Source organism: Novosphingopyxis baekryungensis DSM 16222 (genome assembly GCF_000420305.1).
Lineage (GTDB): Bacteria > Pseudomonadota > Alphaproteobacteria > Sphingomonadales > Sphingomonadaceae > Novosphingopyxis > Novosphingopyxis baekryungensis.
In genome coordinates this window covers 19,223-46,183 of record NZ_ATUR01000008.1, presented here as the reverse complement: position 1 = coordinate 46,183, position 26,961 = coordinate 19,223, and the positions used below count along the sequence as shown (strand labels likewise).

Annotated in this window: 23 protein-coding genes; 11 read left to right on the top strand and 12 right to left on the bottom strand. The window is 64.1% G+C overall.

Features of this window, described 5'->3' with window-relative positions:
- Positions 1–63: 63 nt before the first annotated feature.
- Positions 64–2,331 carry a phosphoenolpyruvate--protein phosphotransferase gene (gene ptsP, locus G410_RS0113165; RefSeq protein ID WP_022674133.1) on the bottom strand — a complete coding sequence of 756 codons (2,268 nt, stop codon included), beginning with the start codon at positions 2,329–2,331 and terminating at the stop codon, positions 64–66.
- A gap of 94 nt (positions 2,332–2,425) precedes the next feature.
- Positions 2,426–2,590 (bottom strand): YdcH family protein, encoded by a 165-nt coding sequence (locus G410_RS17805; RefSeq protein ID WP_022674132.1) that lies wholly within the window; start codon positions 2,588–2,590, stop codon positions 2,426–2,428.
- 226 nt (positions 2,591–2,816) lie between these two features.
- Here G410_RS17805 and G410_RS0113155 point away from each other — a divergent pair, with 226 nt between their 5' ends.
- From G410_RS0113155 to G410_RS0113140, 4 genes are all read left to right on the top strand, one after another.
- Positions 2,817–3,014 (top strand): YdcH family protein, encoded by a 198-nt coding sequence (locus tag G410_RS0113155; protein WP_022674131.1) that lies wholly within the window; start codon positions 2,817–2,819, stop codon positions 3,012–3,014.
- 187 nt (positions 3,015–3,201) lie between these two features.
- Entirely contained in the window at positions 3,202–3,654 is a 453-nt protein-coding gene (locus G410_RS0113150; RefSeq protein WP_022674130.1) for a DUF1465 family protein, read from the top strand.
- Between the two features lie 138 nt (positions 3,655–3,792).
- On the top strand, positions 3,793–5,994 hold the full coding sequence (locus tag G410_RS0113145) for an autotransporter assembly complex protein TamA (RefSeq protein WP_022674129.1): 2,202 nt from the start codon (positions 3,793–3,795) through the stop codon (positions 5,992–5,994).
- The gene (locus G410_RS0113140; protein ID WP_022674128.1) at positions 5,991–10,202 is read left to right on the top strand and encodes a translocation/assembly module TamB domain-containing protein; all 4,212 of its coding nucleotides are present in this window, start codon (positions 5,991–5,993) and stop codon (positions 10,200–10,202) included. The genes G410_RS0113145 and G410_RS0113140 overlap by 4 nt, the downstream gene beginning before the upstream one ends.
- A gap of 29 nt (positions 10,203–10,231) precedes the next feature.
- On the opposite strand, the gene G410_RS0113135 is transcribed toward G410_RS0113140, so the two are convergent.
- The 3 genes from G410_RS0113135 to G410_RS0113125 all read right to left on the bottom strand — a co-directional run bounded on the left by G410_RS0113135 (position 10,232) and on the right by G410_RS0113125 (position 13,242).
- The gene (locus G410_RS0113135) at positions 10,232–10,777 is read right to left on the bottom strand and encodes a prephenate dehydratase domain-containing protein (RefSeq protein WP_022674127.1); all 546 of its coding nucleotides are present in this window, start codon (positions 10,775–10,777) and stop codon (positions 10,232–10,234) included.
- Positions 10,778–10,788: 11 nt separating this feature from the next.
- Positions 10,789–11,514 (bottom strand): chorismate mutase, encoded by a 726-nt coding sequence (locus G410_RS16825; RefSeq protein ID WP_022674126.1) that lies wholly within the window; start codon positions 11,512–11,514, stop codon positions 10,789–10,791.
- Between the two features lie 309 nt (positions 11,515–11,823).
- Positions 11,824–13,242, bottom strand: a complete 1,419-nt coding sequence (locus G410_RS0113125) for an aldehyde dehydrogenase family protein (protein ID WP_022674125.1) — start codon at positions 13,240–13,242, stop codon at positions 11,824–11,826.
- Positions 13,243–13,438: 196 nt separating this feature from the next.
- Here G410_RS0113125 and G410_RS16820 point away from each other — a divergent pair, with 196 nt between their 5' ends.
- From G410_RS16820 to G410_RS0113110, 3 genes are all read left to right on the top strand, one after another.
- Entirely contained in the window at positions 13,439–13,930 is a 492-nt protein-coding gene (locus G410_RS16820; RefSeq protein WP_022674124.1) for a DoxX family protein, read from the top strand.
- A 2-nt stretch (positions 13,931–13,932) separates the two neighbouring features.
- Positions 13,933–15,102, top strand: a complete 1,170-nt coding sequence (locus G410_RS0113115; protein ID WP_022674123.1) for a saccharopine dehydrogenase family protein — start codon at positions 13,933–13,935, stop codon at positions 15,100–15,102.
- Between the two features lie 139 nt (positions 15,103–15,241).
- On the top strand, positions 15,242–15,994 hold the full coding sequence (locus G410_RS0113110) for a metallophosphoesterase family protein (RefSeq protein WP_342662471.1): 753 nt from the start codon (positions 15,242–15,244) through the stop codon (positions 15,992–15,994).
- 62 nt (positions 15,995–16,056) lie between these two features.
- On the opposite strand, the gene ctrA is transcribed toward G410_RS0113110, so the two are convergent.
- From ctrA to G410_RS0113085, 5 genes are all read right to left on the bottom strand, one after another.
- Positions 16,057–16,764, bottom strand: coding sequence for a response regulator transcription factor CtrA (gene ctrA, locus G410_RS0113105; protein WP_022674121.1), 708 nt, complete (start codon positions 16,762–16,764; stop codon positions 16,057–16,059).
- 183 nt (positions 16,765–16,947) lie between these two features.
- Complete coding sequence (gene dcd, locus G410_RS0113100) at positions 16,948–17,502, bottom strand: dCTP deaminase (RefSeq protein WP_022674120.1); 555 nt, start codon at positions 17,500–17,502, stop codon at positions 16,948–16,950.
- 10 nt (positions 17,503–17,512) lie between these two features.
- Positions 17,513–17,977 (bottom strand): cytidine deaminase, encoded by a 465-nt coding sequence (locus G410_RS0113095; RefSeq protein ID WP_022674119.1) that lies wholly within the window; start codon positions 17,975–17,977, stop codon positions 17,513–17,515.
- Positions 17,974–18,660: a GH25 family lysozyme gene (locus G410_RS0113090; protein WP_022674118.1), complete on the bottom strand. Its 687-nt coding sequence runs from the start codon at positions 18,658–18,660 to the stop codon at positions 17,974–17,976. Before G410_RS0113090 ends, G410_RS0113095 begins: the two co-directional genes overlap by 4 nt.
- Positions 18,661–18,728: 68 nt before the next feature.
- Positions 18,729–19,211 (bottom strand): UPF0262 family protein, encoded by a 483-nt coding sequence (locus G410_RS0113085; protein ID WP_022674117.1) that lies wholly within the window; start codon positions 19,209–19,211, stop codon positions 18,729–18,731.
- Positions 19,212–19,343: 132 nt separating this feature from the next.
- Here G410_RS0113085 and G410_RS0113080 point away from each other — a divergent pair, with 132 nt between their 5' ends.
- Together G410_RS0113080 and G410_RS0113075 are read left to right on the top strand one after the other, a co-directional pair.
- The gene (locus tag G410_RS0113080; RefSeq protein ID WP_084489254.1) at positions 19,344–20,879 is read left to right on the top strand and encodes a replicative DNA helicase; all 1,536 of its coding nucleotides are present in this window, start codon (positions 19,344–19,346) and stop codon (positions 20,877–20,879) included.
- A 185-nt stretch (positions 20,880–21,064) separates the two neighbouring features.
- Entirely contained in the window at positions 21,065–22,555 is a 1,491-nt protein-coding gene (locus G410_RS0113075) for an amidohydrolase family protein (RefSeq protein ID WP_022674115.1), read from the top strand.
- 317 nt (positions 22,556–22,872) lie between these two features.
- On the opposite strand, the gene G410_RS16815 is transcribed toward G410_RS0113075, so the two are convergent.
- Together G410_RS16815 and G410_RS0113065 are read right to left on the bottom strand one after the other, a co-directional pair.
- A complete protein-coding gene (locus G410_RS16815; RefSeq protein ID WP_156851962.1) occupies positions 22,873–23,238 on the bottom strand; it encodes a hypothetical protein in 366 nt (121 codons plus the stop codon).
- A 286-nt stretch (positions 23,239–23,524) separates the two neighbouring features.
- Complete coding sequence (locus tag G410_RS0113065) at positions 23,525–24,751, bottom strand: GAF domain-containing sensor histidine kinase (RefSeq protein WP_022674113.1); 1,227 nt, start codon at positions 24,749–24,751, stop codon at positions 23,525–23,527.
- A gap of 181 nt (positions 24,752–24,932) precedes the next feature.
- On the opposite strand from G410_RS0113065, the gene G410_RS16810 reads away from it, so the two are divergent.
- Positions 24,933–26,144 (top strand): asparaginase, encoded by a 1,212-nt coding sequence (locus tag G410_RS16810; protein ID WP_022674112.1) that lies wholly within the window; start codon positions 24,933–24,935, stop codon positions 26,142–26,144.
- A 108-nt stretch (positions 26,145–26,252) separates the two neighbouring features.
- Complete coding sequence (locus G410_RS17485) at positions 26,253–26,816, top strand: PEPxxWA-CTERM sorting domain-containing protein (RefSeq protein ID WP_084489229.1); 564 nt, start codon at positions 26,253–26,255, stop codon at positions 26,814–26,816.
- Positions 26,817–26,961: the final 145 nt, after the last annotated feature.

Below are 26,961 nucleotides of genomic sequence, written 5' to 3'. Positions count from 1 at the left end.
AACTAACCCCTCCACCGAATGCGGCGGCAGGGGGGGCGTTGTCAATGCCGGTGGCCGGGCAATTCAGCCGATATCAACACCATTTTCGGTGGTCCACCGTGTCAGGGCTGCGCGCATATCGCGCGGAGGGTTGGCCAGGCATGCTTCCATGAAGCTGCTGGCCGCCGCCAGATCGAGCGAGCGGACCATCGCCTTGATCGGCCCGACAGCCGCCGGCGTGATCGACAGACGGCGATAGCCAAGGCCCAGCAGCGCCAGCGCCTCGAGCGGACGACCGCCCATTTCCCCGCATACGCTCAGCTGCACCTGCGTGCCTTCCAGCTGCTGCGCGATGCGGCGCAGGAACCGCAGGATCGCAGGTGACAGCCAGTCATAGCGCTCCGCCAGCCGGGGATGCGCGCGATCCGCCGCGAACAGGAACTGGGTCAGATCATTGGTGCCGACCGACAGGAAATCCAGCTCGCCGACCAGCTGGTCCAATGCATCGGCCAAAGCGGGCACCTCCAGCATCGCGCCATAGCGGATATGGGTGGGCAGCTGCTTCTTGCGCGCGCGCAGAAACTCCACCTGTTCGTAAAACAGGTCGCGCGCCTCGAAAAACTCCCAGGGCTCGGCGATCAGCGGGAACATGACCTGCAGCAAACGGCCCGATGCCGCCTCGATCAGCGCGCGGGCCTGCGCCTTCATCAGCCCGCTGCGGTCCAGCGCCACGCGCACGGCGCGCCAGCCCATGGCGGGGTTTTCCTCGTCCGCGCCGGCATCCTTGATATAGGGCAGCGCCTTGTCTCCGCCGATATCCAGCGTGCGGAAAGTGACCGGCTTGTCTCCGGCGGCATCCAGCACGTCGCGGTAGAAGCGCATCTGCCGCTCGCGCTGCGGCAAGGTGGAGGATACGAGGAACTGGAACTCGGTGCGGAACAGGCCCACCCCGTCCGCGCCCGTCATCGCCACGGCGCCGACATCGTCGCGCAGCCCGGCGTTCACCATCACCGATATGCGGGTGCCGTCGCTGGTGATCGGTTCGGCATTGCGCAGCGTGGCATAATGGGCACGCTGTTCCTGCCGCCGGGCCAGCTTGGTCTCATAGCTTTCGACCACCTGATCGTCGGGCCGGATGAAGATGCTGTTGGATTCGGCGTCCAGCAACAGTTCGTCACCCTCGCGCACATGGCTGCGGATGCCGCGCGCGCGTCCGATCATCGGCACGCCCATGGCGCGCGCCACGATGGTGACATGCGCGGTGAGCGATCCTTCTTCCAGGATCACGCCCTTCAGCCGCCGCCGGTCATATTCCAAGAGCTCCGCCGGGCCCAGATTGCGCGCAATCAGAATGCTGTCGGTGCGCAGGCCGAATTGCGCGGCGGTGCCCATTTGTCCCGATACGATGCGCAGCAGCCGGTTGGACAGATCCTCCAGATCGTGCATCCGCTCGGCCAGCAGCGGATCGTCGATCTGGCGCATGCGCATGCGGGTGCGCTGCTGCACGCGTTCGATCGCGGCCTCCGCGGTCAGGCCGCTGTCGATCGCCTCGTTGATCCGGCGGCTCCAGCCTTCGTCATAGGCGAACATCTTGTAGGTGCTGAGCACCTCCTCATGCTCGCCGCCCACGCCGAAATCGGCCTGGCTGGCCATGCGGTCGATCTGTTCGCGCATCTTGTCGAACGCGGAATAGACCCGGTGCCGTTCGGCCTCGGTATCCTCGGCCACCACATGTTCGATGGTGATCCGCGGCTGGTGGAAGATGGCGACGCCGGCGGCCATGCCCTTGACCAGCGGCAGGCCGGTAAGGCGGGTGGAGCCGGTGTCAGTCACCGCCTGGGTGCGCTGATCGTCGATCAATTCGGCATTGGCGATGAGCTCGGCCAGCACCATGGCTACCGTCTGCAGCGCCTCGATCTCCACCTCTTCATATTTGCGCGGTTCGACATGCTGCACGCAGAGCACGCCAACCGCGCGTTCGGAGCGCACGATCGGCACCCCGGCAAAGCTGTGAAACTTTTCCTCGCCGGTTTCGGGCATGTAGAGAAAATTGGGATGCGCCGCGGCTTCGGCTAGATTGAGCGTGTCCACATTTTCGGCAATCGTGCCCACCAGCCCTTCGCCATTGGCCAAGCGGGTGACATGGACGGCATCGGCGTTCAGCCCGCGCGTGGCGAACAGCTCCAGCGATCCTTCGCGCAGCAGATAGATCGAGCAGACCTCGCTGTTCAGCGCCTCGCCGATAATCTCGACGACATTGTTGAGCTTGCCCTGCGCATGGGTGCGGCTGGCCATCACGTCATGAAGGCCGGTGAGGATCTGTCGGGCAGAAATGGCGGCGGTCTGCGTCATGGCGACACGCCTATCAGAGCGCGGTGGCTTGCGCGAGAGCGGCGATGCGTCTGCATGCCGCTCCCGCCTGTAGCGGTTTCGTCTTTGCGACGATTCAGTGTGTGCGGGCCACGGCCAGCTCGTCCTTCAGGGCGAGCTTCTGTTTCTTCAGGGCGTGGAGCTTCACATTGTCGGGAGAGGGACGGTTGGCCTCAGAAGCGATCTGCGACTCGAGCCTGGCATGCTTGTTTTCCAGTGCGGACAGATGGCTGTGTTGCATAGCGTTCTCCTTGCATGGCCGCCCGGGCAATCCGGCCGGTGAGTCGAAGTAAAACATAAATGATTAGGAATGTCCTGATGTCTCGCCAGAAAGCGCAAGATTTGCGACAGACGGATGACAATATATGTCGTGGCCAATATGTCGCGCGCGCAGGCCCCTCGGGAACATGCGCTGGAATGGCGCCCCCGCTCTTGCTAGGACGCAGGCAGGACAAGATGGGGCGCGCATGAACGACGAAGGATATCGGCAGCAACTGCATGTGCTGAAGACCGAGCATCGCGATCTGGATGATGCGATCGCCGCGCTGGCGCAGCAGGCCGTACCCGATCAGATGCAAATCGCCCGGCTGAAACGCAGGAAACTGCAGCTGAAGGACCGAATCGGCCGGATGGAAGATGAGCTGACGCCGGATATCATCGCCTGAGCCGTCCATCGATGCGCCAGGGCCGCGCATCTTCCATGGGGCAGGTTCCATCGGGGGGGGGGCAGGGGCATCCGGAAAGAAATTCCTGCCACTGCATCCGTGCCAAGTTGATACGGCGGACCGGGCGGCGGACGCAAAGATGGTAAACGCACTGTCCTGCGCGATTCGCGTCTGGCATTGATGCGTGATGTACCAAGATCGTAACGCCACAGACTGTCTGACCCCGAAGCTTCTGGATTCGCTTTACAGCGAAGCGCTGGTCATGGCGGACGAGGCGCGGTCTATGTTCGAACATGTGGAGGCGGACCTGCCCGCCCGCATATCGCTCGCGCTGTCCTGCGAATCCCTCAAGGTGACGACGCGGCTGATGCAGGTGATCGCATGGCTGCTCAACCAGAAGGCCTATCGGGCCGGCGAGCTGACGCTGGACGAGCTCTACAGCGATCAGCGCAGCCTGGGCTATGCGGTGGCCAGCGATGAGGCGGTGCTTCAGCAATTGCCTGCCCATGCCGCAAATCTGGCGCGCGCCAGCGAGGAGCTTTATTACCGGGTGCACCGGATGGCGGCGCGCCTGACGCGCAGGTATCACGATGCCGAGCCGGTGCATGCCTTGTTCGACCGGATCGAACGCGCTTTCTGACGCGGCTGCACCCGGCCGCTGACGCCGGATATCGCCGCGCATTCTCTCAGAGGGCGGCAAAGCCTGTTGTTGCCGGTTCAGACCGATTTTCCTATGCGCTGTCCATAGCCCGCGACGGGCCGGGTTGGGAGTGCAGTTTTGGGATGCCGCCGCGCCGCCATTGTGCCTTTGGCCGCTGCGCTTTGCGGCTTCCCGCTGGCTGCACAGGCGCAGCAGGATTCCGATAGCCCCGTCGCCGCGCCTGCGCAGCAACTGGACGATGATGCGTTTCTGAACGCTCCGCTCGATCCGGATTCGGACATGGCGCCTTTGCCCGACCTTGGCGTCGACTGGCCGGATCTCGATGCGCCGCTTCCCGCCGAACCGGATATTCCTTCGCCTGATCTTTCCGATCTGGATTTTTCCGATGCGGGCGATGCTGATGCCGGTAACGCCGCCAGCGATGGCGATGGTCTTCCCGGAGAGGCGGCATCCGGCGATGCGCTGGCGCAGGACGATATCGCCGACGATCCGGCCGTCGGCGTCCAGGCACAGCCGGTGCTGGCGGCGGACCGAAGCGACGATCCGCGCGATCAGGATGGTCTGGCGACAACGGCCCGGCCGATCGTGGGCAATGGGCCTTTCGCCTATAGCGTGCGCCTGTCCGGCATCCCCGATGCCGCCAGCGACCGGCTGGACGAGCGCTTCGATGCGTTGTCCACCCTGCGCAATAATGATGAAGACGCGACCTTCGCTGCGCAGATCGCGCGCCGGGCCAGCGACGATGCCGATCTGCTGCAGAATCTGCTGCGCATCGAGGGCTATTATGACGCGCTCACCTATTCCGAGCTTCTGGGCGCCGGGCAGAACCGTATCGAGGTGCTGCTGGATGTGGAGCCGGGGTCGCTCTACCGGTTCAGCCGGGTGGCGCTGCCCGGCATCGATGCGGCGGGAGCGGATAGCGGGCGGCTGCGCAGTGCGTTCGATCTGAACGAGGGCGATCCCGTCAATCAGGACGCGGTGGTGGCGGCGCGCACCGGTCTGGTCGGCGTGGCGGCGGAAAGCGGCTATCCCTTTTTCGAAACGGGCGAGCCGGATCTGGTGGTGGACCGCGCGGCGGACAGCGGCACGCTGGATCTGCCGGTTACGCCCGGCGGGCGGTTCGTCTTCGGGCGCATCGTGCCGCGCAAGAACGATCTGTTCGGCGCGCGCCATCTGGGCCGGATCGCGCGCTTCGATCCGGGCGACCTCTTCCGCCGCTCCGATGTCGAGGATCTCAACAGCGCGCTGATCGCCACCGGCCTCGTCTCGCGCGTCACCATCGATCCGGTGACGTCCGACCGTCCGGGCGAGGTCGATCTGGCCGTCGATATCGAACCGGCCCCGCCGCGCACCATCGCAGGCGAAATCGGCTATGGCACGGGTGAGGGGTTTCGGGTCGAGGCAAGCTGGGAGCATCGCAACTTCTTCCCGCCAGAGGGTGCCCTGCGGCTGGCCGGTGTCGCCGGTACGCGTGAGCAGCTGGTCAGCGCGACCTACCGGCGCAACAATTTTCTGGGGCGGGACCGGGTGCTGTCGGCACGCGTGCTGGCCCGCAGCGCGCAGCTCGATGCGTTCGAGGCCAAGACGCTGTCGATCTCCGCCAATTACGAGCGGCTGACCACGCTGATCTTCCAGAAGCGCTGGACCTGGTTTGCCGGGCCGGAGCTGCTCTACACGCAGGAGCGCGCCTATAATATCGCGCTCGGCGCGCGCGACCAGCAGACCTTTTATATCGGCGCCTTCCCCTCCGGCCTGTTCTATGACGGCACCGACAATCTGCTCGACCCGACCCGCGGATTTCGCCTGGGGGCAACGCTGTCTCCGGAAATATCCTTTCTCGGTACGGCGGACGGTTATGCGCGCAGCCAGATCGATGCCAGCGCCTATCAGCCGGTCACCGATCGGCTGGTGCTGGCGGGGCGCGCGCGGTTCGGCGCGATCAGCGGCACCGGGCTCGGCTTGATCGCCCCGTCGCGCCGTAACTATGCCGGCGGCGGCGGATCGGTGCGCGGCTATGGCTATCAGCGGATCGGCCCGCGCGATCCCAATGGCGATCCGATCGGCGGGCGCGGCCTGTCCGAATTCTCGCTGGAGGCGCGTTTCCGTTTCGGAGCGTTCGGCGTGGTGCCCTTCGTCGATGCCGGCAGCGTGACCGCCGATCAGTTTCCCGATCTGTCCGATTTGCAGTTCGGGGCGGGCATCGGCCTGCGCTATTACAGCGATTTCGGGCCGATCCGCATCGATGTCGGCACGCCGCTCAATCCCGGGCCGGGCGACGGACCGATTGCCGTGGCGGTGTCGCTGGGACAGGCTTTTTGACCGAAGCGCAGGACATGGACGGGGCGCAGGACCCGGCGGGCGACACGCCCATGGCCGCGCCCGATCCGTCGGCGCAAACGCCGGAACACCGTTCGCGCAAACGCCGCTTCTGGCAGCCGGTGGTGCTGGGCATTGCGCTCTTGCTGGTGCTGATCGCCGTGGGCGGGTTGGCCTGGCTCGACAGCAGCGCCGGCCATCGCTGGCTGGCGGCCAGGATATCGGCCAGCGAGCAGGACAATGGCCTGCGCGTCCAGATCGATCGGATCGAAGGCTCGATCTATGGCGAGACGGAGCTGCGCGGCGTTACCCTGCGGGATCGGCGCGGGCCGTTTTTCCGGGTGCGCGAAGCCTCGCTGGACTGGTTTCCGCTGTTTTTCCTGGGCAACCGTCTGTCGATCGACCGGCTGGAGCTGCGCGGCGCGGAGCTGCTGGCCAAGCCCGCGCTGGAATCCACCGGCGGCCCGCTTCTACCCGCGTTCGACGTCTATATCGGCGAGCTGCTGGTGCCCGATCTGAGGATCGATTCGGCGATTGCCGGGCGCGAACAGTTCGCCGAGCTGCGCGGCAATGCCGATATTCGCGACAACAAGCTGCGCGCCATGCTCACCGCGCTGGCGAAGGATACCGGCGACACGATCGATCTGAACATCGATATCGATCCGGACGCGGAGAAGTTCGCGCTGGACGGGGATCTGCTCGCGCCCAAGGGCGGGGTGGTCGCCGCGCTGCTGGGCTTCGATCAGGGCCTGTCGGTGCGGCTGGACGGCAAGGGCGGCTGGGCGCGCTGGAACGGGCGGCTGATGGCCAATTCCGGCGGCGCGGAACTGGCCGATGTCACGCTGGCGGCGCGCGCGGGCTATTATACGCTGATGGGCGCGCTGGATGTGCAGCGCTTCGTTGGCGGCGCGCTGGCACGATTGTCGGCCCCGCGCCTGTCGGTCGATCTGGCGGGCCGGGTGGAGGATGGCATCTGGAGCGGCCGCGGCGAGATTAGCGCACGCGCCATGCGCCTGCTGCTGAACGGCGGCTATGATGTGCGCGAGGGCGGGTTCGATGCGATGCGCGCGGACCTGCGCATTCTCGATCCGTCGGCGCTGTCGCGCGATCTGCGCGCGGGCAATCTGCGCATCCTGACGCGCCTCGACGGGCCGCCAAAGGGGCTGCGCTTCGATTACCGGGTGACCGCCGACAGCCTGCAGATCGGCAAGGCCGAGCTGTCTGGCGTGCGCGCAGCCGGCGATGGACGGCTGGTCAACGGCGTCGGCATCCTGCCCATCCGCCTGCAGGCCGGTCTGCTCGACGGGCTGGGACCGCTCGGCCAGAAGCTGTTTTCCGATCTGACGGCGGAGGGGCGTCTGCGGGTGGCAGGCAGCCGTCTGCGCGGCGAGGGGCTGGCGGTCAGCACGCGCAGCTTCCGGGGCCGCGCCAATGTCGATGTGGCGCTGGACCGGCGCGATTTCCTGATCAACCTCACCGGCCGCGCCGATGATTTTGCGCTGCAGGGCCTGGGCCTGGTCGATATCGGCGCGGATATCGACGTGGCGCCCGGCATGGGCGGCAAGCTGGTGGTCGGCGGGGATATCGACGCCGTGACCACCCGGTTCGACAACGCGTTCCTGCGCGATCTGGCGGGCGGCCAGCCGCGTCTGCGCACCCGCTTGGTGCGGCGCGAGGATGGCCTGTTCCGTTTTCCGGACTTCACCGTGACCGCGCCGCTGCTGCGCTTTTCCGGCGGCGGCCTGCGCAATCGGGACGGCACCTTCGATATCAGCGGCGTGGGCGAGCATCAGCGCTGGGGCCGGTTCGACATGGCGCTGGTCGGCCAGTTGCAGCGGCCCCGGCTGGTGCTCGATCTCGACAATCCGTTCGACGCGGCCAGCCTTGCCGACGTGCGCCTTGTGCTCGATCCGACGGCGGCCGGTTTCGCCTATACGGCCGAGGGTGGATCGCTGCTCGGGCCGTTCACCAGCGATGGCGCTATCCTACTGCCGAAAAATGGCGGCGCCACCTTCGATATCCAGAATCTGCGCGTCAGCAGGACGCTGGCGCGTGGGCAGCTGCGCCCCGAAAATGGCGGGCTGACCGGCCAGCTGGCGATCAGCGGCGGCGGCGTGGATGGCAATCTGCGCCTCATCGGCCTGCCGGAGGGGCAGCGTATGCAGGGCTCGTTCCGCGCAGACAATGCCCGTTTTGCCGCCACCGGCGGGCTTTCGATCCGCACCGCCAGTGGCAGTATCGATGCATTCTTCACCGAAGGGCGATCGAACATCGAGGGCACCGTGCGGGCACAGGGCATCACGCAAGGCAATTTCGTGCTCGGCACGCTGGATGCCCAGGCCAGGATCCAGAACGGGCGCGGGAAGGTGACCGCCAAGCTGGCCGGTACGCGCGGCAGCCGCTTTGCCTTCGATGCGCAGGCGGCGGTGGCGCCGGACCGGGTGTCGGTGACCGGATCGGGCGCGTTCCGGCGGCAACCGATCCGGCTGTCCGGCCCCGCCCTTTTTCTGCGCGGCGACGATGGCTGGCGCCTGCGCCCGACCACGCTGACCTATGGCGGCGGCAGCGCGCGCGCTTCGGGGCAGTTCGGTGGGCGCAACGCCATCGATCTGCGGCTCAATGATCTGCCGCTGGCGCTGCTCGATCTGGCGTCCGCCGATCTGGGCTTGAGTGGGCGGGCCACGGGCACGCTCAGCTATGCCGGCGGTCCGCAGCCCAGTGGCAAGGCGAGCATGCGGGTGCGCGGCCTCAGCCGCTCGGGCCTGTTCGCCAGCTCGCGGCCCATCGATATCGGCGTGAACGCGGCCTTGTCGAGCGGCAGTGCGGCCATGCGCGCGGTGATTGCCAATGACGGCAAGACGGTGGGCCGCGTGCAGGGCAGGGTGTCCAACCTGCCGATCAGCGGATCGATCGCGGACCGATTGCAGCGCGGGCAGCTGTTTGCGCAGGCCCGCTATTCCGGGGAGGCGGGCACGCTGTGGCGGCTGACCGGATTCGAGCTGTTCGATCTGTCCGGCCCGGTCGAGCTGGGCGCGGATATCGGCGGCACGCTGACCGATCCGGTCATCCGCGGGTTGCTGCGCACGCAGGGCGCGCGGCTGGAAAGCGGCGTATCGGGCACGGTCGTGCGCGATATCTCGGCGCAGGGGCGGTTCGATGGCTCGCGGCTGTTGCTGGGCAAGGTCAGCGGCAAGGTGGGCCGCGGCACCGTCACCGGATCGGGCAGTTTCGACTTTTCCGGCGGGCGCGGCGTCGGCATCAATCTCGATCTGCGGGCCGACCGGGCGGAGCTGATCGATCGCAAGGATTTTGCCGCCACCGTGACCGGTCCGTTGAAGGTCCAGTCCAGCGGCCAGGGCGGCACCATTTCGGGCGACGTGCTGATCAACGAAAGCCGCTTTGCGCTGGGCAATGCCGAGGCGCGCGAGCAGCTGCCGGATCTGGCCGTGCGCGAGGTCAACCGGCCCGCCGACGACCGCGTGGTGCGCCAGCGCGGCGGGGAATGGCGCTTCGCCATCGATGCCCGCGCACCGAATGAGGTGATCGTCACCGGTCTGGGCCTCAACAGCGAATGGCAGGGCGATTTCCGGGTGACCGGGCAGGTCAACAATCCCGCGATCGACGGCACGGCCGAGCTGATACGCGGCGATTATGAATTTGCCGGCCGCGAATTTCGCCTGTCGCGCGGATTCATCCGCTTTCAGGGCGATACGCCGCCCAATCCCGCGCTCGACATCGTGGCGCTGGCCGATACCGGCGATCTGAATGCCACCATCAACGTCACCGGCACGGGGCAGAAGCCGGAAATCCGCTTTGCCAGCACCCCCGCCTTGCCGGAGGAGGAATTGCTTGCGCGGTTGCTGTTCGGCTCCTCGGTCACCAATCTCAGCGCGCCCGAAGCGGTGCAGCTGGCCAGCGCGGTGGCGGGCCTGCGCAGCGGCGGTGGGCTGGACCCGATCAACGCCGTGCGCCGCGCCGCCGGGCTGGACCGGCTGCGCATCCTGCCGGCCGATACCGAAACCGGGCAGGGCACCAGCCTGGCCGCGGGCAAATATCTGACACGGCGGACCTATGTGGAGCTGATCACCGACGGGCGCGGCTATTCGGCCACGCGCGTGGAATTTCAGATCACCCGCTGGCTCAGCCTGCTGTCGAGCATCTCGACCATCGGCCGGCAGAGCGTGAACGCCCGCGTTTCGAAGGATTACTGAGCCGGGGCCACGCCTCCGGCGCGGGCGTTTCAGCCCGCCGGGGCGATCATCGCGAAGAAGGTGGTGTTGTCCGGGCTGTCCTGCACATTGGTGGCCAGCATATCGAGGCCGTAAATCTCCGCCGAGCGGGACGAGGCGAGCACGGCGATGGACGGATCGCCCATTTCCTTCAGCCGGTGCGCGGCGATCGCGGTGTTGCGCGATTCCTCGATGGCAAAGCCATGCTTATCGATGAACGTCATCGATTCGCGCAGCGCCATCGGGTGGCTGCGCACCAGCCGGATGCTGTCCAGCGACGATCCGGGCAGGCCAAGGCAGTGCATGGCGACATGCAGCGGATGGCGTTCCAGGATCGCCACCGCCTTGCGCGCCAGCATGTCCAGCGCGCCGGGGACGAGCCCGGCATTGCTGTTTTCCACCGGCACCATGCCGCGTTCGAACCGGCCGGCGGCCACGGCGTCGGCCACCTGTTCGAAGCTGTCATGGGCCACAGGCTCCCAGCCGGGCAGTGCGGACAGGCAGGCCATTTCGCCGAACGCGCCGGGTTCGCCCTGATAGGCGACTTTGCGGGTCATGATGCTGGCTTTCAGGCGGCGTTGGAGAGCGCGTCGACCGAACTCAGATCGGTCAGACACAGCCGCCACTCGCCGGCACTGGCCAGCGGGCAGATCGGTTCACCCTGGGTTACGCGGGCCAGCAGCTCATCGGCACTGACCACGCAGTAGCGGCGGTCTTCGGGCACATGGCTGGCATCGAGCCGGCCCACCACGATGGCGGTGACCCAGCCGCCTTCTTCGCGCAGCGCATCGAAGATCACCAGATCGGAATCGTCGGCCAGCACCGTCCACCAGTCGGCCTTCGGATTGAGTTCGATGATCGCGATGGTTTCCCGCGTGCGGGCGCGCTCCAGCGCCGCCTCGGGCTTGGCGACTTCCACCATCGGCGCCACGGTGCCGAAGCGGCGGCGCGCCTGATCGGCCACATGCATGCGCCGCTCGTCCGCGCACAGCGCCAGTTCGGTGCTGCGCTGGGATTGCAGGTTGAGGCTCATCAGCTCGCGCCAGATGGCGGACACGCTGGCCTTGGGCACCGCGCGGGTGCGGCCGCTCAGCCGTTCGATCAGCTCCCGTTCGCGCCGCGGGCGGATCATCAGATGGCGATCGTCCTCGGCGCTCTTGGCGCTGGCGATGGACTTGGACAGCGACAGGCGCTTTTCGACCAGATCGAGCAGCGCATCGTCCAGCGCGTCGATTTCCTGACGCAGGGTTTCGATGGGGCGCGGCGCGGCGGTCTGGGAAGTCTTGGCGGTCATGATATTATCTCTCGGATTCCGGGCGGCAAAGGGCCACAATCAGCATGGGGCGTCCACATTTCGGGACGATGTTTAGAAAGCTCCGATACGCCTCAGTAAGCGTACCGGCTGCTAAACGAGCCGAGATAATAATAGAAGAAGCGTGCCCCGGCCGAGGTGGGAAGAAGGGTGTCCCGTCCGTTGGTCATGGCGAAAAAAAGCTCCTGCAACGCATGATTGCGCTGGTTGCTGGGTGGCAGCACCGCCCGCGCATGTCAACCCATGCGTTGGCGGTGCCGTATTTGAAATATTATTGCGTGGTGGCTGCGGTCAGCTTCCCACCACCGTTTTCACTTCCATGAAGTCGCGCAGGCCATATTTGCCATATTCGCGGCCATTGCCGGACTGTTTGTATCCGCCGAAGGGCGCGTTGCTGTCCGGTCCCCAGCTGTTGATGGTGACCAGCCCGGCGCGCAGCTGGCTGGCGATCGGGCGGGCCTGTTCGGGATCGCCGGAGATGGTGGCCGACAGGCCATATTGGGTATCATTGGCCAGCGTCACCGCCTCTTCATCGCTGGCATAGCTGGTCAGCGTGGCGACGGGGCCGAACGTCTCTTCCTTGAAGATGCGCATCTCCGGCGTCACGTCGCTGAACACGGTGGGGCGCACATAATAGCCGCGATTGACGCCTTCGGGCAGGCCGGGGCCACCGGCCAGCAAGGTCGCGCCTTCCTCGATCGCGCTCTCGATCAGCTCCTGGATCTTGTCATATTGCGCCTTGTTGACGACGGGGCCGATATGCATGCCCTCGTCTGCAGGGCTGCCGACCTGCACCTGGCCGAACATGCCTTTCAGGAAGGCGTCCGCGTCATCCTTCTGGCTTTCATGCACCAGAAGGCGTGTGGGCGCGATGCAGCTTTGGCCGCTATTGGCCAGAATGCCCTGCACCGTGGGGGGCAGCACCTCGTCCAGCTTGGCGCCGTGCAGCACCAGATTGGGGGCCTTGCCGCCCAGTTCCTGATGCACACGCTTCACCGTGGGCGCGGCGGCGGTGGCCACTGCAATGCCCGCGCGGGTCGATCCGGTGAAGCTCACCATGTCGATATCGGGATGCGACGAAATGGCTTCGCCCACGCCGGGGCCATCGCCCTGCACCAGATTGAACACGCCCGCCGGCACGCCCGCCGCTTCCATGATCTCGGCCAGAATGACGGCGTTGGACGGGCATTCTTCGGACGGTTTCAACACCATGGTGTTGCCGGCCGCAATACAGGGGGCAACCTTGGCGTTGATCTGGTTGACCGGCCAGTTCCACGGCGTGACGAGGCCGACCACGCCGATCGGTTCATGCAGCACGCGCGCCTTGCCGATCTCCTCCTCGAAACTGAAATCCTTCAGTGCCTTGGCGGCGGAGAGGAAATGGCCGAGGCCTGCCGGCGCCTGCGCGGCAGTGGCGAAGCTGATCGGTGCGCCCATCTCCTCGCTTATCGCCTGCGCCATGTCGCCCATGCGCTTCTTATATTCCTCGGCGATCCGGGCGAGTAGCTCCATCCGCTCTGCCGGGCTGGTCTGGGAGAAGCTGGCGAACGCCTTGCGCGCGGCCTTGACCGCCTTGTCGACATCGGCCTTGGTGCCCAGCGTGATGGCGGTCACGGCCTCTTCGGTGGCGGGGTTGATCACCTCATGACGCTGGCCGCCCTCGCTCTCCACCCATTGCCCGTCGATGAACTGTTTCAGATGTTCGCGCATGGTCTTGTCTCTCCTTCATGATCTGTCCTTTCATATGCGCGGTATGGTGCAATTAACAATGGCCCGCAGTGCGGCGCAGGCATGCCGGGCAAAAATCGTCACGCTTGCGCAATGGAACCCAAAGCCGCACCATGCGCTCCGCAATGGGCAGGGGCGGCGTTAGGCAGCGTCCTGCGCAGGGAGTAGGAGCCGGGCCATGCACTTCATCAGCAAATTCGCCGCGCTGATCGCGCGCATATTGATTTCCCCCTTGTTCATTCTGGCGGGTCTGGGCAAATTCCTGGATCTGGCCGGGACCGACCAATATATTCAGTCGACCGGCCTGCCTGCAGGTCTTGCCGTACCTGCCGCCACGTTCGAGGTCGTGCTGGGGCTGTGCCTGCTGTTGGGGCTGTTCACGCGGCTGAGCGCCATCCTGCTGGCGGGCTTCTGCATCATCACCGGGCTGGTGTTCCACAATGCCTGGGGCGATCCGATTCAGCAGGCGATGTTCCTCAAAAATCTTGCGGTGGCGGGCGGCCTGATCATGGTCTTTTCCTACGGCAATGTCGCGCATGGGCTGGACCGGATGCGCGGCAAGCGAGACCGGGAGCGCGAGCTGCGCGAGAGGGAAATCGCCGAGCGGCGCGCGCGTGAAACGGCGCTGAAAAATGGTGAATTTGATGTGGCCACACGGCCGGGAGAATGAGCATGACTGCCCCAGAATTCGATATCGTGGTCTATGGCGCCAGCGGCTTTACCGGCCGGCTGGTGGCCGAATATCTGGCCCAGGCGCATGGCGAGGATGGCCTGACATGGGCCATGGCGGGCCGCAATCTTTCCAAGCTGGAACAGGTGCGCGATGAGATTGGCGCGCCCGCCGATACGCCGTTGATCACCGCCGACGCATCCGACCCGGCGTCGCTCAAGGCGATGTGCGATCGCACCAAGGTGGTGCTGACCACGGTGGGTCCCTATCAGCTGCATGGCGACGCGCTGGTGGCGGCCTGCGCGGAAACCGGAACGGATTATTGCGATCTGTGCGGCGAACCGGCCTGGATGCGGCAGCAGATCGATCTGCACGCGCAGACGGCGGCGCGCACCGGTGCACGCATTACCTTTTCCTGCGGATTCGATTCGATCCCGTTCGATCTCGGTGTGCTGCTGCTGCAAAAGGCGGCGCGCGCCCAGCATGGCGCGCCTGCGCCGCGCGTGAAGGGCCGTGTGCGTGCGATGGAAGGCGGCTTTTCCGGCGGCACCGCGGCCAGCCTGAAGGCCACCATGGCCGCGGCGGCCAGGGACCCCAATGTCATCAAGCTGCTGACCAACCCCTTTTCGCTCGCGCCCGGTTTCGACGGGCCGGAGCAGCCCAAGGGACTGGTGCCGCATATCGACGACGCGCTGGACAGCTGGGTCGCGCCGTTCGTGATGGCGGCCATCAATACGAAGAATGTGCACCGCACCAATTATCTGCTCGGCCATGATTATGGCACCGACTTTACCTATGATGAAATGGTGGTGACCAGCCCCGGCGAGATGGGCAAGCAGGCGGCAGAAATGCTGGCCAAGGCCAATCCGCTGGCCAATGACAAAGGCCCGAAGCCGGGCGAAGGGCCAAGCAAGGAGGAGCGCGACAATGGCTTTTACGACCTGCTGTTCATCGGCGAATATCCCGATGGCCGCGCGGTTCGTTTTGCCGTGAAGGGCGATCGTGATCCCGGTTACGGATCGACCAGCCGCATGATTTCGGAAACCGCGATCATGCTCGCCGAAACGCAGGCAGGCCGGAAAGGCGGCGTGTGGACGCCCGGCGCGCTGTTCGGCAGCGCGCTTGCGGATCGGCTGGAAGAGCGCGCCGGCCTCAGCTTTGCCGTAGAGTAACCTTCAACCGAAACGGGGCCGTTCGCTTGTCCGGCCTCGTTCCGGTCAAGCTTGAGTTCAGCCGTCCGATGCGAGATAGGCCGCGAACAGCAATCTGAAGTTATATATAATGTTGAAGTTTCTCAAACGAACGGCTGGCTTGTCGCGCGCAGCGCCGCCGGCCATCCCGGAAGGACAGCGCGTTTACGCGGTCGGCGATATTCATGGCCGGGCCGATCTGTTCGATCATCTGCTGGAGAAGATCGCGGCGGACGATGGCGCACGCGCGCCTGCGGAGACCACGCTGATCCTGCTCGGCGATCTCATCGATCGCGGACCGGGTTCCTGTCAGGTGATCGAGCGCGCAATGGAGCTGGAGCAATCGGGCAGGGATGTGCGCTTCCTGATGGGCAATCATGAGGAAGTGTTTCTGGAGGCGCTGAAAGATCCGTGCCGGGAAACCGCGCGCTTTTTCTATCGCATCGGCGGCGGCGAAACCATGCTGAGCTATGGCTTGCCTGAAAAGGAACTGATCGAATGCGACAGCCTGCAACTGGCAGAGCGCATGCCGTCGCTGGTGCCGCAAAGCCATATCGATTTTCTGGGGCGGTTCGACGATCAGCTGACGATCGGGGATTATGTCTTCGTGCATGCCGGCGTGAAACCCGGCGTGCCCATGGAAGAACAGAAACAGCGGCATCTGCGCTGGATTCGCGACGAGTTTCTCCATCATGACCGGTATTTGGGCAAGATGGTCGTGCATGGCCACACGGTCACCGAAGCGGTGGAGGAGCGGCCGCACCGGATCGGCGTGGATACCGGGGCCTGGTCGAGCGGCTTGCTGACGGCGGTGGCGCTCGAAGGCACCGAACGCTGGTTCGTGGATACCGCGGACGTTTTACAAGCGGCATAAGGGGGCGCAGCGCCAGCTGGCGCTACACGGTCAGCGGATCAGATTGTCGGTGCTGACTTGGCTCAGGCGGCGTTGGAGCGTTCCTGGCCGTCCTCATCGATATCGCGCAGCACATAGCCGCGGCCCCAGACGGTCTCGATATAGTTTTCACCGGCGCAGGCCAGGCTGAGCTTCTTGCGCAGCTTGCAGATGAAGACGTCGATGATCTTGAGCTCGGGCTCGTCCATCCCGCCATAGAGATGGTTGAGGAACATTTCCTTGGTCAGCGTGGTGCCCTTGCGGAGCGACAGCAGCTCCAGCATCGCATATTCCTTGCCGGTCAGGTGCACGCGGTTGCCGTCCACTTCGACGGTCTTGGCGTCCAGATTGACGGCCAGCTTGCCGGTGCGGATGACCGACTGGGAATGGCCCTTGGAACGGCGCACGACGGCATGAATGCGGGCGATCAGCTCTTCGCGGTGGAACGGCTTGGTGACATAGTCGTCGGCGCCGAAGCCGAAGCTGCGCACCTTGGAATCCATCTCGCTGATGCCCGACAGGATCAATACCGGCGTCTGCACCTTGGCGACGCGCAGTTTCTTGAGCACATCATAGCCGTGCATATCCGGCAGGTTGAGGTCCAGGCAGATGATGTCGTAATCATATAGCTTGCCGAGATCGAGGCCTTCCTCGCCCAGATCGGTGATGTAGACGTTGAACCCTTCCGTCGCGAGCATCATTTCGATGGCCTTGGCGGTGGTCGGTTCGTCTTCGATCAGAAGTACACGCATGAAGGTCGCCCCTTGTGAAACACTCTGTCCGCATGCGCCTCTCCCAATATCCGGGCGCTTACCAACATCATTAACCATGCAAGATATGAATGCAAAAGGTTAATAAGATGTAAACCCGCGCAAACGGGCGAGTCGCGCCCTTTCATGCGCGCCGCCGGGCGAAGGCTCCTGGCGCTGCCGCCGCTATAATCTGGGCAGAGTGACGCCGCGCTGGCCCATATATTTGCCCGCCCGGTCGGCATAGCTGGTCTCGCAGGGCTGCTCGCCCTTCAGGAACAGGAACTGGCAGGCCCCTTCATTGGCGTAGACGCGCGCGGGCAGCGGGGTGGTGTTGGAAAATTCCAGCGTGACATGCCCCTCCCAGCCCGGCTCCAGCGGGGTGACGTTCACGATGATGCCGCAGCGCGCATAGGTGGATTTGCCCAGGCAGATCACCAGCACATCGCGCGGCACGCGGAAATATTCCACCGTGCGGGCGAGGGCGAAACTGTTGGGCGGGATGATACAGCAATCGGTCTTGCGATCGACGAAGCTGTTGGAATCGAAATTCTTCGGGTCGACCACGGCGCTGTCGACATTGGTGAAGATCTTGAACTCGTCGGCCACGCGCGCGTCATAGCCATAGGAGCTGAGCCCGTAGCTGATGCACCCATCGCGCCGCTGCGCCTCCACGAACGGCTCGATCATGGCGTGCTGCTGCGCCTGCTCGCGAATCCAGATGTCGGAGAGTATGCTCATCTATGGCCTCCTATGTCAGATTGGCCGGCCCGAAGGCGTCGGGCAACAGCGTATCGATGGAATAGACGCGGTGGTCCTGGCCATGTGCGCCGGCGCAGATGATGCGGATGTCGGCCTGGCCCCGGTCCCGGCCCACATCGCGGGCTTCGCGGATCAGCTGGCGGCAGCGGCCGCAGGGCGTCACGATGGCGCTGGGCATGTTCGGGTCCGCATCCATCGGCCCGCCGGCAATGGCGATGGCGCGGATGCGGGCGAAGCCGCCATGCGCGTTGACGGTGCTGAGCGCGCCGGCCTCCGCGCACAGCGCCAGGCCATAGCTGGCATTTTCCAGATTGCAGCCGCGCACGATGGTGCCATTGTCCAGCTCCACCGCCGCGCCCACGGCAAAGCGGCTATAGGGCGCATAGGCATTGGCCATGGCCTTGCGCGCCTCGATCACCAGCGCCAGATCCAGCCCGGAATAATCGCCGCTCATGGCTGCACCACAACCCATTGGCCGGGCCCTTCGAGACCGTTGATGGTTCTGCTCTCGTTCGCTGTCCACATGACAAAGGGCCTTGCCGCATAATCAGGCGGAAAGAAATTCCTGTTGAGCCAGATGGTGCGATTGATGATCGGGCTGAGATCGTACAGCGCTTCGAAATCCGGGCTCAGCTTGATGATCGCCGGCTTGCCCGCATGCCCTTCGATCTGCGCGATCAGCGTGGACAATTCGCTGAGCAGGAGCGCGCGGCCGGGCCGGTCCTTGCAGCTGTCGAGAAAGCGCATCTCGATCACCGGGGGCAGCATCGCCGGATCGCGCGGCACATTGGTGATGAAATTGCCCGCCTGATCACCGGCCAGCCGGCACAGATCGAACCGGTGCACCGCGCCCACGCGGACATTGGCATTCTGCGCGGCGGCCAGGCGGCGCTGAAAGTCGGGATCGCGCGCATCGCTGCCGGTGGTGGCCAGCAGATAGGCAAAATCCACGCCCGTGGCATGCATGGTGGGCCAGGTGGCGCGTTCTTCGTGCGAATCCAGATAGACGCCCTGCACCGGATAGTCGCCGCGCGGCGGCGCCCAATGCGCGGCAAGCAGCCACGCCCCTAGCGTGGCCGCGCCCAGCACAAGCAGAAACAGGACAATCACCAGCAATTTGCCGCGCGGTCGCGTCAATGAAATTCCCCTGATCCTTATTGGGTGGAAGATGGTTCTGCCGTCCAGCCGGCCATCGCCGCCTGCCGTCAGCCCCTGATATGCAGAACGCAGATCAAAGTGAACAGCCGCCTTGCGGTGGCGAAATCGACATCCACCTTGCCCTCCAGCCGGTCCTTGAGCAATTCGGCCGCCTCATTATGCACGCCGCGCCGCGCCATATCGATGGTCTCGATCTCCTGCGCGGTGGCCTTGCGGATCGCCTGATAATAGCTGTCGCAGATGGCGAAATAATCGCGGATCGGGCGGCGGAAGCGGCCCAGCGCCAGGATCAGCGTCTCCAGCGGCGCGCCATCCTTGTCGCGGATATCCAGCACCAGCCGGCCTTCATTGACGGACAGATGCAGCTGGAACGGCCCGGCATAGCCATCCGGATAATCGCGGCAGGGCGCAAAATGATTCTCCTCGATCAGATCGAAGATCGCGATGCGGCGTTCCTGCTCGATATCGGCATTGCGCCACAGAATGGTCGCCTCGTCGAGCTCGACCTTGATGATGCGCGGATCGGCCATGGCCGTCACAGTTAGAAGATGGACGCGTCAGGACAAGCGCTAATCTTTATCCACGATCATCCACAGATCGTTCCACAGCGAATCTCGGCTGCGCGCTTGTCAGCCATGGCACCGCTGGTTCATCAGGGGCGGATGGCAGAAGCAATCAGATTGGTGAGCGACGGGGCTTTGGATGGCGACGGCGGCGATGGCCCCACGCGCCTGCCCCATAATATCGAGGCGGAGGCCGCTCTTCTGGGCGCGCTATTGCTCGACAATCGCGTGGCCGAGGATGTGCAGACCAAGCTGCAGGTGCATCATTTCTTCGAGCCGCTGCATGGCCGCATCTATGGCCAGGTGCTCAAATTGCTCGATCGCAACATGGTCGTCACCCCGGTCACGCTGAAACCCTTTTTCGAACAGGACGAGGCGCTGAAGGAAGTGGGCGGCACCGGCTATCTGGTGCGCCTGACCGAAAGCAATATCGGCCTGATCGGCGCGCGCAATTTCGCCGAGCAGATCTACGACCTGGCGCTGCTGCGCGAGCTGGTCTCGGTCGGGCGGCATCTGGTGGAAAACGCGCTCGACACCAGCGAGAGCATCGATCCCAAGCAGCAGATCGAGGACGCTGAAAGCGCGCTCTACAAGGTGTCCGAAGGCGAGAGCGAGAGCGGGCAGGCGACCGACTTTCTGACCGCATCGACCGAAGCGATCCGGCTGGTCGAGCGCGCGCTGCAGGCGGGCGGCAATCTGTCCGGCACCACCACCGGCCTCGACACCATCAACCGCAAGATCGGCGGCCTGCACGCGTCCGATCTCACCATTCTGGCCGGACGTCCCGGCATGGGCAAGACCGCGCTGGCCACCAACTTCGCGTTCAACGCGGCGGCGCGCTATATGCGCGATATGGCGGACGGCATCGAACCGGCGCAGTCGGTCGGCGCGAAGGTCGCCTTTTTCAGCCTGGAAATGTCCGCCGACCAGCTGGCCACGCGTATCCTGGCCGAACAGTCCGGCATCTCGTCCGAGCATCTGCGCATGGGCAAGATCAGCCGCGAGGAGTTTCGCGAGCTGTCCCGCGCCAGCCGCGATCTGCAGGATCTGCCGCTCTATATAGACGATACCGCCGGCCTCACCATCGCGGGCCTGCGCGCCCGCGCCCGGCGGCTGCAGCGCCGCCACGGCATCGGCCTGATCATCGTCGATTATCTCCAGCTCCTGCAGGGATCAGGCCGCGCGCAGGACAACCGCGTGAACGAAATTTCGGAGATCAGCCGCGGCCTCAAGATGCTGGCCAAGGAACTCAGCGTGCCCGTGCTGGCGCTATCCCAGCTCAGCCGCGCGGTGGAGCAGCGCGAGGACAAGCGCCCGCAGCTGTCGGACCTGCGCGAATCCGGCTCGATCGAGCAGGACGCCGATATCGTATTGTTCATCTTCCGCGCCGAATATTATCACGACGCGCTGCGCCCCGATGCCCCCAATCAGGACGGATCGAGCCCGCCCGACGTGGTCGAAAAATGGGCGCAATGGGAAGAACGCCACCAGCAACTCGTCAACCGCGCCACGCTGATCGTCGCTAAACAACGCCACGGCTCCACCGGCAACGTGCCGCTCCACTTCCAGGCGGAAATCACCAAATTCAGCGACCTGGCGGGCGATTATTACGAGGATGATTACGGCGACGAGTAGGAGTGGGGGAGCGCGCTGAGCGTCCGCTCTTCAGTGTGATGCCAGTAATGGTGAACGACGGATAATGGGGTGGTTAGGCGACAGTCCGCTGTCGGAGGTGAAAGGCGGTCAGCCGCCCCTCCAAGTTGCTTGTCTTCGTCGAGGACTGACCGTCTACTACGAACCGGCGATTAGGAGCTGCGGCGATGAGGGCGGTCAAGACAATCAGCGTGGCCTTCGCTATGTTGGGAGGAGCGGTCCTTCTGGCATTCTTCGCCTTGGTGTTGTGGCCGTCCAGCGATGCACCGTTGCCCGACCAGGATCGGGATCGGGTGATCGTCGGCGTTCGGATTGTCGATGTGGTCGCGGGCGTTGTCGGACCACCCCGCTCGGTCGAAATCCGCAATGGCAGGATCACGACGATCGGAACTGGGCCGGTGCCGAGCGACGTTCCCCGCCTTGATGGTCAAGGTGCGTTCTTGGTGCCCGGCTTCTGGGACATGCATGTCCATAGCTTTCAGGCATCGCCGCAGATGCACTTCCCACTCTGGATCGCAAACGGCGTTACCAGCGTGCGCGACATGATGGACTGCCCCGGAGAGCGGGACAGCCTGATCGCCTGCGTGGCCGATAAACGGCGGTGGAACGCTGCTGTCGCAGCCGGACGACTTGCCGCTCCTCGTATCGTCGAGACGGCGAGCTACTACTTCGAGAACCCCGACTTATCGCCAGCGGAAGCGAGAGCGCGGGTGCGAGCCTACAAGGCAAGAGGCATCGACGCGATCAAAGTCTATAACCGACTGTCCCCCGCCTCCTATCGCGCCGTGGCGGCCGAAGCCCGGTCACAGCAGATCCGGCTCGTGGGCCACTTGCCCAAAGCTGTCGGTCTTGACGACGCTATTAACGCCGGACAGGTCAGCTTCGAACATGCGCGCGTACTACCGCATCACTGTTTCGCGCGAGCGGAGGAATGGCGCAGAGGCGCGCTGGACGATATGATGCCGACTGCGTTGGCCGAGATGATTGTTGACGAGTACGACCCGCCACATTGTGACGCCGCGTTCGCACGGATGCGCCAGGCGGGCGCTTGGTACGTCCCGACCCATGTGACGCGGGAAGAGGATGCCCGCGCAGGAGACCCGTCGCTCGCCGACGATCCCAGGCTGGCCTATCTCGACCCTCTGTCTCGCTGGGCGTGGAACGACGATCTCGCGGGTACGCGCAACAACTACCCGGGCGGGCGCGGTGAACGCGCGCTGCGACGCTACTTCGAACACGGCCGCCGCTTGACCGGAGCGGCCCACAGGGCAGGTGTCGGCATCCTCGTCGGCACCGATACCGCCATTGGCGGCTTTCGCTACCATGATGAGATGGCGCATCTGGTGAGCGCCGGTTTGACTCCCGCCGACGTTCTACGTGCCGCCACAATCGATGCAGCACGCTATGCGGGAATGGCCGATAGCTCCGGATCAGTGGCGGTCGGCAAGCGGGCTGATCTCGTTCTATTAGACGCCAACCCGCTCGAGAACATCGCGAACACGCGACAGATACGGGCGGTGGTCCAAGATGGGCGCCTATATGATCGCAACCGCTTGGATGGGCTGTTGACGTTCGTTCGGGCCCAGTCCGCCGCAGTCCATAATTGGGCGAAGCTTTTGTGGAGCTTTGCAGGGAGCTCGGTCAGTTCCGAGCTATAGCAGGATAGCGGGATCTAACGGTTCTTCAAAAACCAACCTTAGCGAGAGAGCGGCTTTGACGCCCAAGGCAAAGCCAAGATGCGCGAAACTTCTTACCCGATTGCTGTTATCCAGACCTAGTTCCTTGAGGCGGGTGGCGCCGAATGAACAAAGGGCGGATTCCAGTCGGTTGCCGAGCGCGGATGAACGGCAACAAATGGGTCGTTAACTGGACGGCCGCTTTCGCTCAACATGAAGCGCTAGCCGCCGTTCCGCTCTCAGCAGGTCTGAGCCCGGTAGCGAACGGCGGTAATAGGGGTGGGAAGCGGACGTTTGGTTCAATCGCGGGTGCGCTTGAATGACTCCACCCGTCCTTGATCATTTAGGTCGATCACAAGCCATTCGTTGTCGATGGGCATGTAACTGCAATCATTGCCGAGAACATAGATCATATCCGCGCCACCCCATTTGTCCGTCTGAGTTGGTGGCCCTAGGTGTTTTAGGACTTCTGCTTCGGCCATACCCTCCAAATGGTAGCGAGACGTAAAGTCGTCGAGCAGCTCAGCGCGTTCGCGACCATTTAGGTCAGCGTTCTTCCAAGCTTGTTCATCGAAGCGAGCACCGGATGAGCAACCTAGCAGAGCCAAGGTTAGGAAAATGACTGAGCGCATCCGCTCATTTACCTCGCAGTCGTTGATGTCCACAATGGGTCGCTTGCTGCCAGTCCGCTTTTCTTTGAGTCTCGGCCAAAGCTGCCTGCCCTATCTTGGCGATGGCAAAGCTGACAAATTAAGGCGAACTTGACGTGGGAAGCGGGAGTGAAACTCCGGGGAGCACCGCTGCGAGAACTTCTCCACTTCACGCATCATGCTCGCGCTGCCCTACTTGCACATCTCGAGCGCGGGACATTCATGGCAGGGCCTGGGGCGATTTGCCGGAGGAACCTTTGGAGTCTGGATCGGCATGCGGTTCCGCAGCCGCGGACCAACGCTAGCTGAGCCCGGCGGGCATGCGAAAGGTGAAGGTGGTTTCGCGGCCGACCGACTCGGCGGAGAGCTTGCCCTGATGGGCTTCTGCGATCTGCGAGGCGATGTAGAGGCCAAGGCCGAGGCCCTGCAGGCTGGACCGGACCTCGCCGCGCGAGAAAGGGGCGAACAGCATCTCCATGGCATCGTCCGGAATGGGGTCTCCCACATTGGTCACCTGGAAGATCAGTTCCCCGTCTTCCACCCGCAGGGCGGCATGCACCGGCATGTCGGCATCGCCATGTTGCAGCGCATTGCCCAGTAGATTGGAAAATAGCTGGCCCAGGCGGCTATGATCGCCGTTCAGCTCCAGATCGGTCTGGATATCCATGTGGATCGTGGCGTCCGGATGGCTGGACTGCAGCTCCCCGATCACCTGCTTCAAGGTTATGGCGACATTGGCGCGCGACATGGCCAGGCTCAATCCGCCGCCAAGCCGCCCGCGGGCAAAGTCCATGACATTGTCGATCAGCCCGGACATGCGCGCCACGGTCGCATCGATCATGGTGGCGACGGTTTCGCCCTGCTCGCTCAATTCTTCGGTCCGCAGCAAGCGCATGCCGCCCATGATGCCGGCCAGCGGATTGCGCAGATCATGCCCCAGCACGGCAATGAACTGTTCGCGCAAGGCGGATGTCTGCTGTTCGTCCAGCAGCGCTGTCTTGGTCATTTCCACGGATCGACCGGCCTGGATATGATGGCCGATCATGTCGGCAAACAGTTTGAACATGCCAAGGATCTTGGGCTGATTGATGGGCGCCGGCTTGGGCGAAATGGCGCACAACGTTCCGAAGAATGTGCCGTCGGACAATATGATCGGAAAGGCGATATAGCTTTTCAGGCCGTAAACCTGCGGCGTGTGGTGCTTGCTGTAGACCGGATCCTTGTCGACATCCTCGATGATGACGGGCGTACGATGGGCGCGGATCTCATTGCAGATCGTGGTCTCGATCTTGAGTTCGCCGCCGGGCTCCAGCCCGAACGCGATCTCATCCCGCACGCTGCAGGCGATCCAGCGATCTTCGGTTACGCGGGCGACGGCGGCAAAGCCCATGCCTGTCGCCTGGCACACCACTTCCAATATGGACGGCACGGCATCGATGGCACCAACCAAGCCGATATCATGGGAAAACTTGGCCGCCATTGCGGCATCATAGAGGGGCGCGCTTATGATGTCACTCGGTTCGAGCATGCCTGAGGCAAGACAAGGCGCGGCAGCATTCGGATGGCCGATCCGGGGCGGACCGATGCAGGAGGCCGATGACGGATGTAGGAAATTATCGAACAAAGTCCGGCAATGCTCTCGCGCTCACTTTGGCAACTTTGCGCAAGCTTGTTGCGCCCGCCTGCCGCAGGCCGGTAGGGCCAGGGGCATGAGGATATGCATCATCAATACCGGCGGGACCATCGCCAGCGTGGGTGCGCCGCTCGCCCCCATGGGGGCAGAGGCATTTGCCGCCAATGCGCGCCGTCTGATCGATCCGGTGCTGCGGGCCATGTTCCCGGATCTGGCGCTGGATTGGGACACGGGGCTCGCCTTTCCCGAATCGCGCACCGGCACGCTGGACAGCACCAATCTGCAGCCGCGCGACTGGTGCCTGATCGCCGATCACATCCTGTCGCTCTATGATCGCTATGACGGCTTCGTGCTGCTGCACGGCACCGATACGATGGATTACACCGCGTCCGCACTGCCGTTTCTGCTCAACGCGTTCGATGCTGCCGGCACGCCAACGGCCTTGTTGTCCAAGCCGGTCATCGTCACCGGCAGCCAGGTCCCCATGTACCAGCGTGGCGATCCGGACACGCTGCGTTTCAACACGGACGCCTTTCAGAATGTATGCGGCGCGGTCGCCTGTGCTCGGCAGAATGTCCCCGAAGTGTGCGTCTATTTCGACAGTCGCTTGTTCCGCGGCAACCGCGTGCTCAAGGTTAATGCCAGCGATTTCTGCGCCTTCGACACGCCCAATTTCGCGCCGTTGGGGCAGTATGGCATCACGCTGGAGCTGGAGCGCAGCCTGATGCTGCCCGGCCCACAGGGGGCGGCAAGCAGCCTCGCCAATCCCGATGTCCGCGCCGCGATGCGCACCCGGCTTGCGGCCATCAGCGATGCCATCGACGACTGGCCCGTGATGCAGTTCAGCGCTTTCCCGGCAGCTTATGATGCCGGCGGCGGCTCGGCGCGGCTCGCGGCGCTGATCGATGCCTGCGTCGGCACCGGGATCAAGGGGATGGTGCTGCAAAGCTATGGCGATGGCAATTTCCCCAGCGGCCATCCGGACGATCCGGAGCGCGGGGCGATCTACCGGTCGCTCAAACAGGCCCGCGAAGACGGCGTAACCATCGTCGACAGCACGCAGGTGATCGCCGGCCGGCTCGCGAGCAGCAGCTATGCGGCGGGGGCATGGTTGCCCGATATCGGCGCCATCTCGGCAGCGGATATGACGCCAGTGGCGGCGCTGGCTAAGCTCACCATCCTGCTTGCCGCCGCACCGCATGAAGACTGGTCGCGCGGCCAGGTCGAACAGCTGTTCCAGCGCAATCTGTGCGGTGAGGTGGTGGAGCGCGGAACCGAAAACGGTTAATATATTGCTAATGCAGCGAAGCTTTTTCCAATGCTCCTCCGTAGCGGCTTGGAGGCTGAACTTGCTGTCGTAATTCCCTGAGCCTCATTCTTTTTATGAGGTGACACTATGTTTGCTAAAATTCTTCTGGTTCCGGCTGCAATAAGCGCTTTTGCCATGGCCGCTCCATCCCATGCCGCCACGCTCCTGTTCAATTTCGCAGGCGGTGCACGCAGTTTCAGCTTTACGCTGGATTCGACCCGTACACCGGATGGTGCCCGCTCCGTATTCGGCAGCAATCAGATCACTTTCAACAACGTCTCGGGCATGTTCAACGGTGTGCAGTCGTCAAGCACCACGGCAACCTCAATCTCTTTCGGCACCGGAATTCTGGCGCCCATCAGCCTGAGCGCTCCCGGCTTCGGCTTCGGAAATTTCAGTGGCCCGAATTTGTTCAATGGTTCGCTCACTGATCCGATGTTTAATCTGGGCACGTTCCGGCTGGGCCAGGTCAATACCGGGGCGGGCACAGGCGGTGGCAGTTTGACTATCTCACAGGTCAATAGTGCCGTTCCGGAGCCATCGACCTGGGCTATGCTCCTCCTGGGATTCGCAGGTATCGGTTTCTCCATGAGAAAATTGCGTTCGCGCAAGGGCACTGGCACCGCACTCGGAGCGATGGCCAACGCCTGAAAACACAGCGCGCTTGATAAAGCGACATGGGTGACGGGCCGGATTTGCAGCGCAAGTTCGGCCCATTACCGTTTTTATCCTGTGTTTCGCGACTATGAGTACCGCTTCATCCGCCCTGAACGGGCTTGTCATCCTTTCCCGCACG

Bases quoted from the DNA above. Each gene is read 5' to 3' on its own strand.
- ptsP (WP_022674133.1), bottom strand. From the start codon at position 2,331: ATGACGCAGACCGCCGCCATTTCTGCCCGACAGATCCTCACCGGCCTT.
- G410_RS17485 (WP_084489229.1), top strand. From the start codon at position 26,253: ATGTTTGCTAAAATTCTTCTGGTTCCGGCTGCAATAAGCGCTTTTGCC.
- G410_RS0113065 (WP_022674113.1), bottom strand. From the start codon at position 24,751: ATGCTCGAACCGAGTGACATCATAAGCGCGCCCCTCTATGATGCCGCA.
- dcd (WP_022674120.1), bottom strand. From the start codon at position 17,502: ATGAGCATACTCTCCGACATCTGGATTCGCGAGCAGGCGCAGCAGCAC.
- G410_RS0113085 (WP_022674117.1), bottom strand. From the start codon at position 19,211: ATGGCCGATCCGCGCATCATCAAGGTCGAGCTCGACGAGGCGACCATT.
- G410_RS17805 (WP_022674132.1), bottom strand. From the start codon at position 2,590: ATGCAACACAGCCATCTGTCCGCACTGGAAAACAAGCATGCCAGGCTC.
- G410_RS0113150 (WP_022674130.1), top strand. From the start codon at position 3,202: ATGTACCAAGATCGTAACGCCACAGACTGTCTGACCCCGAAGCTTCTG.
- G410_RS0113095 (WP_022674119.1), bottom strand. From the start codon at position 17,977: ATGAGCGGCGATTATTCCGGGCTGGATCTGGCGCTGGTGATCGAGGCG.
- G410_RS16825 (WP_022674126.1), bottom strand. From the start codon at position 11,514: ATGACCGCCAAGACTTCCCAGACCGCCGCGCCGCGCCCCATCGAAACC.
- G410_RS16810 (WP_022674112.1), top strand. From the start codon at position 24,933: ATGAGGATATGCATCATCAATACCGGCGGGACCATCGCCAGCGTGGGT.
- G410_RS16820 (WP_022674124.1), top strand. From the start codon at position 13,439: ATGCACTTCATCAGCAAATTCGCCGCGCTGATCGCGCGCATATTGATT.
- G410_RS0113155 (WP_022674131.1), top strand. From the start codon at position 2,817: ATGAACGACGAAGGATATCGGCAGCAACTGCATGTGCTGAAGACCGAG.
- G410_RS0113075 (WP_022674115.1), top strand. From the start codon at position 21,065: ATGAGGGCGGTCAAGACAATCAGCGTGGCCTTCGCTATGTTGGGAGGA.
- ctrA (WP_022674121.1), bottom strand. From the start codon at position 16,764: ATGCGTGTACTTCTGATCGAAGACGAACCGACCACCGCCAAGGCCATC.
- G410_RS0113135 (WP_022674127.1), bottom strand. From the start codon at position 10,777: ATGACCCGCAAAGTCGCCTATCAGGGCGAACCCGGCGCGTTCGGCGAA.
- G410_RS0113080 (WP_084489254.1), top strand. From the start codon at position 19,344: ATGGCAGAAGCAATCAGATTGGTGAGCGACGGGGCTTTGGATGGCGAC.
- G410_RS0113125 (WP_022674125.1), bottom strand. From the start codon at position 13,242: ATGCGCGAACATCTGAAACAGTTCATCGACGGGCAATGGGTGGAGAGC.
- G410_RS0113115 (WP_022674123.1), top strand. From the start codon at position 13,933: ATGACTGCCCCAGAATTCGATATCGTGGTCTATGGCGCCAGCGGCTTT.